Here is a 13,081-nt window from a genome sequence, read left to right on the forward strand (position 1 = left end):
AGCTAGTTACTTTTCCTTTTCTAACGTTTGGATAATAGATTCGATTTGTAGGATAGATTGAAAGAGAATGTATGCCAGTTGGGGTACGATGGAATTTCCTAATCCTTTAATTCTGTCCATCCTTTTGGAAACCCCATGAGCCACTCGACCCACGTTGGGTTCAGATTCCCAGATGTTTGAGAGACAACCATCGCTAGGTTGAGCTGTTTCCCAAGTCGGTATCGTCTTTGAATCGAAGGATTGCCCAAATGCCCCCGATTCTTCATGTCCCCAACTACCGGAATTGGGAAGAACTTCAATTTGAGATTCAACGGTTTTCCAGTATTTGTCTTGTTCTTGTTTTGTTTTTGCTCCAAATCGGTCTTTTCGGTAACTGATAATCCAAACTCGATCCCGTTTGTGCCATGCACCGATACCGCAAGCTGGTAGTACAAAAACTTCATTGTGGTAGCCTTCGTTTTCCAATGAATCGAGTACTTCATCGAGTGCCATTGTGATGATACCAGGAACATTTTCGCCAATAACATAATTTGGTTGGAGTTCCTTAATGATTCTAAGCATTTCCGGCCAGAGGTAACGGTCGTCTGTTTGTCCTTTTCTTTTTCCTGCATGACTAAATGGTTGACAAGGGAAGCCTCCACTGATAATGGAAACGGGTTTTAATACTGCTTTACCAACTTCTTTGATTTCATCAAAAAGTGGTGTTTGAGGGAAGTGCTTGTTCAATAGATCCTGACAGTATTTGTCTTTTTCTACTTGCCATAATGTTTCTATACCGCTCCAATGAGCAGCAAGGTCAAAGCCTCCAATTCCAGTAAATAAGCTCCCATGTGTTAAGTGATTTGTGTTTGGCATAAATCAATGATTTATTGCCAAAGTCTGGTATCAAATTACAGAAGCCCAGGTACGGAATTGTACCTCGGTACAAAGATTGGGATAGGTGTTATCGTGAATGGGGGATAAAAATCGAGACAAAAAAGGTTGAAATATATTTATGCTATAATTTGCCACTAATTTCGGTTTAGTGGCATAAATTGGGTTTTCAAACATTTACCAATAAAACTGAAAATAGGCATTTGTTTGTTTGCAAACATTTACCAAATTTGTGTATATTTGGCAAATGTTGGAATTAAATACGTAATCATGTTAGAGTTCTATAAAACACAATTAGTCAAATATTTCGCTAATCAACCCTATATAACTAGGGAAGAACTGTATTCATTCTATGAAAAGTATGATCCAGAACTAAAAGAGACGACTTTTAGATGGCGTATTTACGACTTAAAGAAAAAAGGCATTATTAAGCAAGTGAAAAGAGGGGTATATGCCATTTCATTCAAACCAAAGTACACTCCATTAATATCAGATCAGCTTACCAAACTCACAAAAATTGTCGCTAAAGAATATGACGATATTAATTACTGCATTTGGTCAACCGAATGGTTAAACGACTTTACCCAACATCAATTAGGAAAGTTTTTTACCATCCTGGAAGTAGAGAAAGATTTTCTTGAAAGTGTTTTTGAAAATTATAAAGAGCTAAACCAATTGCGTGTTTACCTGATGCCGGATGAATTGGCAATGGAGAGGTATATGGATGGCGAAAATACGGTGATAATAAAGCCTCTTGTGAGCCGATCACCTTGCTTAACGACTAATCAGGAAGGTAAGCCAAAAGATAAGTTCAAAATTCCTTCTTTAGAAAAAATGTTGGTCGATGTTTTTTGTGATAGCAAAACCTTTTTTGCTGTACAAGGAAAAGAAATGGAACATATCTACGAAAATGCCATTAGCAGATACAACATCAATTTTACGAAACTATTTAGTTATGCCAAAAGAAGAGGCCGAGAGGATGTGATTAAAGCATATATAACAGATAATTTCCCTGAATTAATTAACGATTTATTAGAATGATAGACCCAAAATGTTTCACAAAAGAGTGGATTGATAATTTCAAGAAACAGAAAGAGTTCAAGCGGATTAATCCACCAGTTTTAGAAAAAATGATTCATGCTCTTTCGCTGCTTCAACATTTATCAGTAAATGGATTGGAGTTTACTTTCAAAGGGGGGACTTGCCTGATTCTACTATTAAAAAATGCTCAACGGTTCTCAGTAGATATTGATATTCTTACTACCCAATCGAGAGAAGAGATTGAAAAGGTACTGGATAAGGTTATCGAGAAATCTGACTTTATTCAATGGGAATTAGACGAAAAGAGAAGTTATAAGGCTGGTGTGCCGAAGGCTCATTACGAATTTACCTATGCTTCTGACTTGAACAAATCTGCAAACTATGTGCTGCTGGACATACTTTTTGAAAAAAGTGATTACCCTGCTACCAAGGAGGTAATTGTTGATTCTGAATGGATTGAGATACGCAAAGAAGTAAAAGTTGTTGTTCCTACCGTTGAATCCAATTTAGGTGATAAACTTACCGCATTTGCTCCAAACACTACCGGAGTACCTTACAAGAAGAACAAAGAACAGGAAATCATCAAGCAGTTGTTTGATGTAGGATGTCTATTTGATGAAGTAGAACATATTGAATTGATTGCTGAAAGCTTTTCAAAAATTGTAGCCAAAGAAATCGTGTACAGATCGTTAAGTGTTCAAGCCGATGACGTACTGGAAGACATCATTCAAAGCTCCATTCTTGTTGCAAAGCGTGAGAAAAATAAGGAAGAACCACATAAATCCAATTTCAAAGAAATTCAGCAAGGAATAACCAAGTTTGACTCTTTCCTAATGAGAGGAAAGTTTAAAATTGATGAAGCCATAACCGTTGCAGGTAAAGCAGCATATATCGCTGCAAAATTGAAAGCAAAGGATTACTCTCCAATCGAGTACTTTGAGGATAATAAATTAGATGGAATCCTTATTGAAGGTGATCTAGCAAGCTTTAACAAGTTTAAGAAATTGCCCGACAAGGCTGGATTCTTTTATTGGCACAAAGTCTCGTTATTGCTAAACAAATACTTTCCAAATCGGTAAATCACGAATAACCTATTCATGGCTACAATTCACAAATATCTTAAACGATCATTCGATTTAATTAATAACGTTAATGGATCAGATCACAAGTTTATCATCAAAGTTTTTGGAACTCCGAAACATGCTTATAGTGGAAGAGAGATGTCTTTTGAAAGAAAACGGCATCAATATCATTTTAATACTACCACATTAGTAAGAAAAGGTGTTCAAACGGGTAAAGAATTGGAGTTAAAAAGAGAGAAGGAAATTGAACTGTCAAATGGATGTCTCCGTCTTTATACTCAAGGTAAAAATATTATTCCCAATCAAATTTCCTATTCAGACATTGATGAAGTTCCTCCTTTGAAAATTATCAATGGACAAATAACAGCCTTATCCACCAAAAAACAATCATTTTACAAGAGCGATCAGTATTACAGAGTAATCTTCCCTTTAAACAAAAAGGTTAGTTTATTTGGCGACTTCCGAGGTTGGACGTATTCAATAGATGAAAAACGAGTTTTAGAAACTTTAATGAAGCTTCAAATATCTGACACAGAATTTCATTTTTTCACCTATAACAAAAGCAAAAAAGAACACTACTTCGTAATAGATTCCACCTCTAAAATCCAATTAGATAATTTTTTACGAATTGCAAATTCAATCCTTCTTAGCTATGCTTTTCTAAAAGGTGATTACCACGGAAAACAGGCATATATTTTAACATATAGTTATGGTAACTTTAAAAACCCTTCCAGTTTATCTACCATGATAATGGCTGGTGAAGTGTACAATGGCTTTACTATTCATTCTACAAAACCTTTTAGTGTTGTCCAGTTACAAAAGAAAATTCGACATAAAAAAGACAGGACTGGCAGAATCATCGGTTCTGATACCGCTTGGGCAAATAAGTACATGGTTGAATTTCCTGAAGAATGTTTTGAAAAAATCTGCTCACAGATTTACTCCAATGGCGGTGTGCTGCGAGCTGTGATCCTTTATGTCAATAATCATCGAGCTACGTTGGAACTCAAAATCCCTACGTTATTTGTTGCCATTGAAAACATTACTAAAATCTTGGTGGGAGGCGATACTAAAAATCCTTCTATTATTGAAGACCATGAAATTATATCCAAAATCAAAAAGGTAATAAAATCTTCCGTCAAAGAGATAAATGCAATCAAGCGAGAGCATAAGCCTACGGGTATAAATGAAGACAAAGAGTACGAAGCAAATTTTGAAAGGATAACATCAAAGCTTCATGCTTTTAATCAAGGATCTAACAATAAGAAATTAAGCGATCCTTTTTCCGAACTTGGATATAAATTGACTGCAGAAGAAAGGGAACTTTTAATAAGGGATCGGAACAAGTTTCTACACGGAGATGACTATTCGTCCTTTGATGATAGTTTCGATAGTGAGTTCAAAGAACTTTTTCATATCAGTATGAGACTTCAAAAACTAATCGCTGTATTGCTTCTCAAACAATCTGGATATTCAGGGTATATCCTCAATAATGCCAAGATTTACGATTATATCTCGGAAAAGAATTTGAAAGAACCTTTTTTTGTGAAAATATAGTTGTTATTTCTTTGGAATGACGGCACATTAATGCGTGTTGACTATTAGAGAACTGGATTTATTCTTTTACATCCCCTCAAATTCAAATATTTCTTCTAGCTCAATTCGTTCAGGCAACCCTTCTTCTAGTTTTGATAGTAATTTCACATGGTCAAAACCTACTAAACTTCTTTCTTCAAATTTTAAACAGTCAGGATGCTTCTTTAGAATGAATATCGCCAGATGCCTTGGAATACCAATATTTTGGACTTCTATTACTTTGTAATCAGTTGTTCCGTATTCGAGAAATTCAGCCCAATTAACTCCTGAATTACTGTGTCCTAATTTACCATCAAGTAACTGGTAAAAATTCTCAAAATAATTTTTAAACTTAAATCGTAAAATATTGTCGATTTTGGTTATCAATTCAATTATAACAAAGTTAATAGCATGTGGGTTTGATGCAATAAACACTTGACTTTGATTATTGTTATCAAAATAAATCCCTTGTTTTGTGTAGTATTTAATAGCATTAGTAATCATTAAGTTTAAAGGAGTTGAATTGATCCAATTAGTCATAATGGTTGCGTAATAACCAAGACTCTTCTCTGATTTATACATAGGGTTTCTTCCACCAGACTCTTCAATATCCCACCGATAATACTTGCTAATTCTTTTTAAATTCAATAAAACAGAATCATAATCAATTTCGGAAGGAAGGATTTCATTACTTAAATTTGGGGATGTGTAAATACTATTTTGGTATTGGGCTTTAATCATAGGGGAAGATGCCAATATCTTCACGGGCACAACATTTTTCTTTTTTTCTTCCTGTAGCAGTTTCTTTGCGTTATCATTTTTAGCAATAAAGTTTGAACGTAACACCGAGTCGTCCGAACGTAATTCATGGATTAAAGTAATATTAGCATATTGAACCCAAATGTTTTTCTCATTATTTGAAGCGTTTTTTTTGGTATATGCTTTTCCAGAAAGGGCAGAACCAATGTTTTTAAAAAAATTCTCTTTCCCTGAAATTACTATTGGTTTAATGGGCTTAATGTTTTTTTCTTTCACAACATCTAAGTCTTTTGTTGGATTATCCCATCTATTTCCTTTTTGAACAACTCGTGTGCAAATAATATTTCCAGATAATTCTTTTGTTAATCGCCCAGCTCTACCTGCTAGATTCCAAAAATCTATATCAGTAAACTTGCTTAATCCAATTGCGTTACTGAGTATAAATATATTTTTAGCCGGTAGATTAACACCTTCTAGTAAAGTGGAGGTACAAAAAACGTAATCAATTATTTTATCAGTGAAAAGTAATTCTACTTTTTCTCGAATACGCTGTGGTAAGCTCCCAAAGTGAAATGCAACTCCTTTTTGCAGACACTCTATCAAAAAGTACTTCTCATGTAAATAATCCTTAATTAAATCAATAACAAGATTAATTTGTTCGTTATTCTTATCAGGGAGACTTCGTGAAAAATTTAAAGCGTAGTTTATTGTATCTTCTTTTGTGTTACAGTAAATAATGCTTTTTTGAGTTCCGGTTAGTTTTTTCAACCAATAAAAAAAGTCGTTATTACCAAGATTAATAGGAATGTTTTCTTCTGAAGAAAATTCACTTAATAAAACACATCGAGATTCAACTAAGTCAAGGAAATACCTATTTTGAGACACAGGAGAGTTTTTTATACTTATTTTTTCATCAGTACTTTTTTCAAATAGTTGAAGAAATATTTCTGGATTGGGAATATTAGGCGATGCAAAAAACAGCTTAATACTTTTCCTTTCAGCTTGTAAAATCGAATAATAATACAAAGGACTTCGGGTATCTTTTGCTGAAATAATTTTCTGAGCTTCATCAACAAATAGATAATCAATTTTAGGATTGCTCATTTCAGATAAATACGCCATTAGTCTTTCCGGTGTAAATACAAAAATATACCTAGCCCCTTCTTGTTTGTAAAATTCAGGGACAAGTGGATGTGCAAGTATTCTATAATTCTTAACGTCCTTGAAGTCTTTTTTCAACCTTAAAACTGTCTGATTGATTAACGCTCTAGTAGGTACTAATATGATGATATTATCTGTTGCTTTATGTTCTGTTATTAAAAACCGAATAAAAGCATTTATGATAAATGATTTACCTAATGATGTTGGCCCAGAAAAACTAAAGTGATTATTGTTTTTCAATAACTCAAATATCTCATATTGTGCATCGGTAAAAATAAATTCACTTTTTGGAATTTTTTGATAGATTTCTTTGATTGCTTTTTCTAATAAATATTCCGAGGAATACTTATCAAATTCATTATTGTCAGACTCAAGAAATTTAATTGCAGGGAAGTTCCCCAATTTCATTAATATAGAGCTAGTGAAAAATTTATACGTAGGGTCTGTTCTGTAATCGCCAACTAGTAAGCTTACAACTTTGTATGCTTTGTTTTTAGCTTCTGAATTGATAAAATGTCTGCAAATCGAAGAAGATCAATAAACTCTTTTTTATTTAGGCTTTCTTTATCTAAATGGAAAAAATTAAAAGCTTCATTTTTTTCAACTTTTAAAAAAAGCTCTTTGAAGTATTGGTCTGCTAGAACCTTTGTCGCTGATTCTGATATAAATCTCATTTCACTATCTTTTCTAGAATTTCATTTCTACTAGCATCCAAATTTGTGAAAGGAAGTACATATAGATAAAAATTATGTCCAGATAGCTTATAGTCAGATATTTTCTTACCAATGTGAGTAAATCTTCCTTGAATTTCTGTTTTGATTTGATCTTTTATTTTCTTCCTAAAATCCGCATTGGCAAGTTTCATGTCTTCATTTGAAATAGTGATTTCATATCCTACGAAAATCCCAAAAGCGTTATCTACCTCAAACTCATTTTCTTTTTTTGGATATATAATCCTTTCAAGAAATATTTTTTCTTCTTCACTAAAAGTTTCTTTCTCCAAGTGGTCACTAATTAAGCTTTTTTCATAAGGAAGCCCACTTTTAGTGTTTCCTTTAGAGTTTATTTCATTTTTAAACTCGTGGATAGATTTGAAGGCTTCTGAAATTGCTGAAGTTAAGTCCGCAACAGTTTTTGATTCACCAAAAATCAATTGGTAATTACCATCATTCAGTTTTAAAAAATGAACTCCATCCGAACCATTAACATAGTGACTGGTTGATGTTTTAAGTTCTAATTTTGATAAAATTTTTGGAGCATTAAGATGCGATTCCAAAAATGAATACAGTAATAGCTCACCTAGTTCTCCTTTGTTTTTTAAATGTTCTATGAACTTTTCCCGTGCTTTTTTTGAAAGATGACCAGGCTTAGATTTGTATTTTTCTCTTACTTTTCTTGAAAGAGAGTAATTTATCATGGGTTCAATTAAATTATCTTGCAATTGGTCGTAATCAAACTCATTGGCATTCGTTTTTAGAATGAATAAATTCAATACATTTTTCTTATTATCATCCAGTTTAAATGTCCCCTGATGGTCAAAAGCATCCAAAAAATCAAAATCACCAATACTCAATTTCATCTATCTGATATTTTTATTACTTCATTTCTTCGTTAATCAAATCTTTTACTTCAACATCCAATAATTTGGCTATCTCAAAAAGGACTTCCAGTTTTGGTTGTCTTCGGTTTTTCACATACCCGTTCACCATGTTGTAGCTTTTGCCCAACTGATCGGCTAACCAAGTTTGTTTAATCCCCTTTTTATCAAGAACCTCTTTAATTCTGTTCATAACATTGTTTTTAGAACAAGATTTTTTTTGAAGGCAGAAAGATACTTAAAATGATTGATAACTATATCGAATAATGATATATATATTAATGAGATTTGGAAAGAATTATGATAGGCAAAGGAGGGAGTGTACTTGCAGCGTTTAGTAATTCCTAATTTGAGCAACTATTTTCTGTTGCCGAACTTTATTGGTAATTCCCAATTGCAACATCGCAATTTTATGGCCGGAACGGAAGGAGTCAGGGCTTTCTTCCACCAATGCACCATTGCAGTAGTCAATGCTTCCGTTTTCGTAAATGGGATAGAAAAGTAATCGACCTTTGTACACTCGGTACGCTGCACTATGACTGTTTATAGTGTACGTTTTGAAAGGAGCTTTGTAGGGACGTTTTCTTGGAGTTTGTCTGGTACGCTTTGCCATTTACCCCTTGAAGTTTTTCATTTTTGCTTTGGAGATATTTCCTTGTTTGTCGAGGAAATACAAAAAGCCTTTTTGCTTTTGGATATTGGTATTGGCGACCACAACTTTATGGGTAGATTTTGGTTTTACTTCCGCTAAATTCCCATCTCTATTGATGAAATAGAGCATTCCCTTTTTTCTTTTGAAGTTGAGCGTTTTGACTAATTCCATGTTTGAAATTTTAAATGTTGGATTTTGAATTATAAATTTTTGGAATTAGGCTTTCAATAAGCTGTTGAACTATTAATTTTAACCTCATGAAAAAGGATAATCTAATAGTTGATAAAAGTTTTGAGTTTGCCTTAAATTCAATTGAGCTGTACAAAGCTTTAGTAGCAGAAAAAGAATACGTTTTATCAAAACAATTTCTCCGAAGTTCAACAAGCATTGGAGCAAATGTGGAAGAAGCAATTGCTGGTGAATCTCGAAAAGACTTTATACATAAAATGGCTATTGCAGCTAAAGAAGCTCGTGAATCAAGGTATTGGCTAAGATTACTTGATAAAAGTTCATTGGTAAATACAGATGTAACTATCCAATTAAACGGCATTGAAGAAATTATCAATATTCTTACGGCTATTGTAAAAACTACGTCTGGTAAATAATTCAAAATTTCTAATCTAAAATTCATAATTCCTAAAATGCGGTATTGGGTTTTTCTTCGTGATGCCGGAGGTATTTTGTAATCAAATGAACAACGGCCTGACTTCGGTTGTTGAATTTGGGTGTATCGTTCATGTTCATTTCTTGCAGCATCATTTTGATTTTTTTCGCCTCATGAGTGTCGATGTACTTTTTTGCTGCTCTGATAAAGGCTTCACGGCTTACTCCACGTAATCTCAGTCTTCGCATATCCACATACACATAGAAGCTTTTTCGTTTTTTGTATTCGTCCTGACTGATACTGCCATCTGCATAAGCTCCATTGGCTAAATCGTACTGCTCATCTACAATAAAAGTAGCTATGCGTACCAAAAAGTAATTGGGAATCCGGGTTTCGTATCGGCTTATATCATCTACTTGATGGTGCAGACGTAACCAGGTACAGTTTTGCCATTCGGTTGTGGTGATTTTCGCAACAGATTGATGGCTGATCATAATATCCAATCCATTGTGCCGATTGGTGGTCAGCAAGCCAACTACGGTCTGTCCTTTAGCACCTACCATGTATTTGTCTAAATCTTCCAAAACCAGTAAGCCATTTTTAAAACGATTGACCATTTGCTCTACAACGCCTCGCTTTTCTTCAATGGTCATATTCATTCCCTGGGGAGAGATGGGACGAATTCGTCTGGCATTGATTGCGGTTAGGTTTTGAATCAGATTGACTTTTACCGTTTTAAACTGTGGGTAATCATCGTCATTTACATCAAAGGCAAGTACCTTTCTGCCTTTACGGCCATTACTGGCATCGTCTTTCATGTAGCGATGGATCTCAATAAGGTTGCGGTAAGTTTTTCCAACACCTGTTTCGCCACACACCAGTACAAGCATAGGCTGCCTTTCCAAATCTTCTTTGGAATAAGCAATCTTCTTTCTACCCTTGGTCGATTTTTTATTTTCTACTGCCATACAACGTACCGTTTCTTACTTTTTGTCGGAACTGTTGTTTTCGTCTTCGGCAACTTCCATGATGGCATTTTTGAGCGGATTGACTTCTTCCTGCTCAACTTCAACTTCCTCAATTTCTTCTTCTGGTTCAGCAACTACTACTTTCTTGGGTTCTGGTTTTGGGGGTTCAGGAGTAGGTTCAGGTTCTTCTTCGTCCAAATCCTGATCGGAATAGCCTTTTTCTTCCCGGATAACATCCAATATCCGTTCAACCAGAATTTCATTTTCAGCTTTTATCTCCATGACTACCTGTGCTTTTTTCATCAGGATAGAAAGTACAGCTCCCAATAATTGTTGTTCGGGAGTGAGTTTTTTCGCTTTGCGTTTCAGCATGGAAATAAGAAGCGGACGAAGCAATATTTTATCTTCTTCATCAAGTTTTAACCGCCTGATGTTCTTTTCGTTCTGCTCTTCAATTACTTGAATGACTTCTTCAAAGTCGTAAAACTCCTTGTGTTTCTTGATTTTGATGAAAAAGCCTCCACCAACCGCCATGATATTGTCGGTCATTCCAAGAATGGTATCTGCAGCTTGTCGGGCATGGCCGGAAGGCAACTCAAAGTTTTCGCCTTCATCATTCGATAATTCTTCTTCTAGCTGTTCGTTGTAAGTGCTGGAACCAATTTCTTGTTCAGGTACATTGTCGGTTTCGTTGTCTTTAAAGTTGAGTTCCTCTTCTTTGGTTGGATTTGCCTCTTCTTCCTCAATTTCTTGTACTGCAGCTACTGGCTCTTTCGCTTTTGGAACAGCTTCTTTTACTGATTCCTTTTTGGATTCAGGCTTGGTATGGCCAATCTCATTCTCAACAACAGGTTGATTCAGTGGACTACTTTGAGGATCTAACGGTTCTTCAAATTCTACCTTATCGGTAGTTTGGTTCAGTACCTCCTGAACTTCTTCTTCTATGGATTTTGACATGCTTGCTTCAATTTAGTTTTCCGATAAATTCAATGGTGTATTTGTCGAGTTGCTCATGCTTTTCGACAAACGTCCGGTAGAATTGAGGAACACTTAGAAGCTCTCTACACTTTTGGCAGAAATACAGGACGTTGCGTTTTTTTCGTCCGAATACCTCTCCAATTTTAGCGTAGCTGCATTTGGTGTAAATGTGGAGGATGTGATAACAAGCCATGCGAGCTTCCCGATATTCTCGAATTTCGCTGGTGTAGAATTCACTTTCTTCCAAATTGAAAATAGATATGCTTTGCGAAATAATGAAAGCGGTTAGAAGTTTAACCTTTTCAACTTCATCCATGTTTAAAGATGTGTTGTTGTCAAAACTCTCCAATAATAGCACCGTCTTTTCCATACCCAATTTACCCACAACACGCTCCAATACTACTTGGAGTTGCTGCAAGTTGGTTACCGATATGTTTTGACTTTCATTCATTTTTCTGCAATATAAAGTTACTGTTTTCGTCTTCAAGTTGCTAAGTTAGCAACCTTAAATACACTTTAATTCAATGCCTAAGTTGTTCGTTCAATTCAATTTTTCTTTATTTCCCTTTTACAGGAGTGATGTAATAGGTGTAGCTAAACAGTGCTTTTTTTAGCTTGTAATTGCCCACTAGGTGTTCTTTGTCGTCCAGTTTCCCTGTGTAACCCAATGCTCTTAAATCAGAACGTCCGATGCTCTTTTCTCCTTTTTTAAGTAATCCCTCAATAATTTCAACATCTTTTGATTTTACAGGAGCTACGGGAATTGGCCTTGGAGCAGGTTCAGGTTTCTTCTCTGGTTTCGGAGCTGGTGTTTTCTTTTCTTCTTCCTCAATGTCTTCATTGTTCTCCAACCATTGCTCGTATTCATCATACAGGTCTTCCTCAATTTCAATGTCGAGCTTGGTAATTCGAGCTTCCATTTTTACCTGATCTTCTTCAACGGCATGTTCGTAATCTTCTACCAATTCATCAAAACCAACAATCCGCTTTTTCAATAAGGGGGATAAAGTAGCGACATCAATGTTGTTGTCTTTCAAAAATACTTTATGCTTGAATGTTCTATTTTTCATGTGTTTATATTTTGATTTTTAATGGTCACATGGAATACGCCATGTGAATATTTATTCGTTTTTGTGCAAGTTTGGTGCATGGCTATTTCATAATTCTTGTTGTTTTATTCGGTTACTGCTTTTTCTTTGAGCTGATCGAACTTCTCTTTAAGCTCTTCCTCAATGGGTTTGATCTTGTTCATTCCCCATATACATTTCAGATCACTCAGAAATATTTGAACGGCATGTTCAGTACGGGTAATTTTCTGCTCATCTTCTTTTACCGCTTTGGGCATCATGCCAATGATTTTCTTCATGCTGTCTTTGAGCTTGGTAGTCAGCTTCCTTTTTACAGGGGTTTTAATCTCACCCGTTTCCTGTTTCCGTTTTCTTTCCTCACGAAGTTTTAACCGGCATTCGGCTAGATAGTCCATTGTTTTATCAGCCTTCTCTACCACCTTTTTTGATTGAGCTTTTTTGATGCGTTTCTTTTCAGTCTCCTGGACTTCATCTTTAAGACCTGCGTTAATTTGTTCAACATCTTCGCTCAATACCTCGATAGCAGCTTTACCAATTTTTTCAGCCATCTCCATTAAGGATTTGTCTTTGGGAAATTCATTTAAACCATCAATGGTTTCATCATAAATCTCCAAAGCCTCCTTGGTTTTATCAGATAGCAGATTCTTGGCAACTCCTGATTCCTTTAATAATTTGTATGGATCGTTTTTTATCATTTCTTCAA

16 protein-coding genes are annotated in these 13,081 nt (G+C 35.0%); 4 read left to right on the top strand and 12 right to left on the bottom strand.

Annotated features, from left to right (window positions below):
- Positions 1–6: 6 nt before the first annotated feature.
- A complete protein-coding gene (gene dcm, locus AAC033_RS06660) occupies positions 7–855 on the bottom strand; it encodes a DNA (cytosine-5-)-methyltransferase (protein WP_339736570.1) in 849 nt (282 codons plus the stop codon).
- A 288-nt stretch (positions 856–1,143) separates the two neighbouring features.
- On the opposite strand from dcm, the gene AAC033_RS06665 reads away from it, so the two are divergent.
- Genes AAC033_RS06665 through AAC033_RS06675 form a run of 3 tightly spaced genes read left to right on the top strand, consistent with a single transcriptional unit; the run spans position 1,144 to position 4,553 of the window.
- Complete coding sequence (locus AAC033_RS06665) at positions 1,144–1,914, top strand: DUF6577 family protein (protein WP_339736571.1); 771 nt, start codon at positions 1,144–1,146, stop codon at positions 1,912–1,914.
- Positions 1,911–2,993 carry a nucleotidyl transferase AbiEii/AbiGii toxin family protein gene (locus AAC033_RS06670; protein ID WP_339736572.1) on the top strand — a complete coding sequence of 361 codons (1,083 nt, stop codon included), beginning with the start codon at positions 1,911–1,913 and terminating at the stop codon, positions 2,991–2,993. Before AAC033_RS06665 ends, AAC033_RS06670 begins: the two co-directional genes overlap by 4 nt.
- Positions 2,994–3,011: 18 nt before the next feature.
- Positions 3,012–4,553, top strand: coding sequence for a hypothetical protein (locus AAC033_RS06675; protein WP_339736573.1), 1,542 nt, complete (start codon positions 3,012–3,014; stop codon positions 4,551–4,553).
- Positions 4,554–4,619: 66 nt separating this feature from the next.
- Here AAC033_RS06675 and AAC033_RS06680 read toward each other — a convergent pair whose 3' ends face one another.
- The 6 genes from AAC033_RS06680 to AAC033_RS06705 form a co-directional block, all read right to left on the bottom strand.
- A complete protein-coding gene (locus AAC033_RS06680; protein WP_339736574.1) occupies positions 4,620–6,899 on the bottom strand; it encodes a DEAD/DEAH box helicase in 2,280 nt (759 codons plus the stop codon).
- A gap of 62 nt (positions 6,900–6,961) precedes the next feature.
- Positions 6,962–7,165 (bottom strand): hypothetical protein, encoded by a 204-nt coding sequence (locus AAC033_RS06685; protein ID WP_339736575.1) that lies wholly within the window; start codon positions 7,163–7,165, stop codon positions 6,962–6,964.
- Positions 7,162–8,070: a DUF1837 domain-containing protein gene (locus tag AAC033_RS06690; RefSeq protein WP_339736576.1), complete on the bottom strand. Its 909-nt coding sequence runs from the start codon at positions 8,068–8,070 to the stop codon at positions 7,162–7,164. Before AAC033_RS06690 ends, AAC033_RS06685 begins: the two co-directional genes overlap by 4 nt.
- Before the next feature lie 16 nt (positions 8,071–8,086).
- Positions 8,087–8,281, bottom strand: coding sequence for a helix-turn-helix transcriptional regulator (locus AAC033_RS06695; protein WP_339736577.1), 195 nt, complete (start codon positions 8,279–8,281; stop codon positions 8,087–8,089).
- Positions 8,282–8,422: 141 nt separating this feature from the next.
- Entirely contained in the window at positions 8,423–8,701 is a 279-nt protein-coding gene (locus AAC033_RS06700) for a hypothetical protein (RefSeq protein WP_339736578.1), read from the bottom strand.
- Positions 8,702–8,911 carry a hypothetical protein gene (locus tag AAC033_RS06705; protein ID WP_339736579.1) on the bottom strand — a complete coding sequence of 70 codons (210 nt, stop codon included), beginning with the start codon at positions 8,909–8,911 and terminating at the stop codon, positions 8,702–8,704.
- A gap of 86 nt (positions 8,912–8,997) precedes the next feature.
- On the opposite strand from AAC033_RS06705, the gene AAC033_RS06710 reads away from it, so the two are divergent.
- Complete coding sequence (locus AAC033_RS06710; protein ID WP_339736580.1) at positions 8,998–9,345, top strand: four helix bundle protein; 348 nt, start codon at positions 8,998–9,000, stop codon at positions 9,343–9,345.
- Between the two features lie 31 nt (positions 9,346–9,376).
- Here AAC033_RS06710 and AAC033_RS06715 read toward each other — a convergent pair whose 3' ends face one another.
- The 5 genes from AAC033_RS06715 to AAC033_RS06735 all read right to left on the bottom strand — a co-directional run bounded on the left by AAC033_RS06715 (position 9,377) and on the right by AAC033_RS06735 (position 13,073).
- On the bottom strand, positions 9,377–10,312 hold the full coding sequence (locus AAC033_RS06715) for a zonular occludens toxin domain-containing protein (protein WP_339736581.1): 936 nt from the start codon (positions 10,310–10,312) through the stop codon (positions 9,377–9,379).
- A gap of 15 nt (positions 10,313–10,327) precedes the next feature.
- Complete coding sequence (locus AAC033_RS06720) at positions 10,328–11,269, bottom strand: hypothetical protein (protein ID WP_339736583.1); 942 nt, start codon at positions 11,267–11,269, stop codon at positions 10,328–10,330.
- Positions 11,270–11,276: 7 nt separating this feature from the next.
- Positions 11,277–11,741: a hypothetical protein gene (locus AAC033_RS06725; RefSeq protein WP_339736584.1), complete on the bottom strand. Its 465-nt coding sequence runs from the start codon at positions 11,739–11,741 to the stop codon at positions 11,277–11,279.
- 106 nt (positions 11,742–11,847) lie between these two features.
- Positions 11,848–12,360 (bottom strand): hypothetical protein, encoded by a 513-nt coding sequence (locus tag AAC033_RS06730; protein ID WP_339736585.1) that lies wholly within the window; start codon positions 12,358–12,360, stop codon positions 11,848–11,850.
- A gap of 104 nt (positions 12,361–12,464) precedes the next feature.
- The gene (locus AAC033_RS06735) at positions 12,465–13,073 is read right to left on the bottom strand and encodes a hypothetical protein (protein WP_339736586.1); all 609 of its coding nucleotides are present in this window, start codon (positions 13,071–13,073) and stop codon (positions 12,465–12,467) included.
- Positions 13,074–13,081: the final 8 nt, after the last annotated feature.

Source organism: uncultured Sunxiuqinia sp., from assembly GCF_963974515.1.
Lineage (GTDB): Bacteria > Bacteroidota > Bacteroidia > Bacteroidales > Prolixibacteraceae > Sunxiuqinia.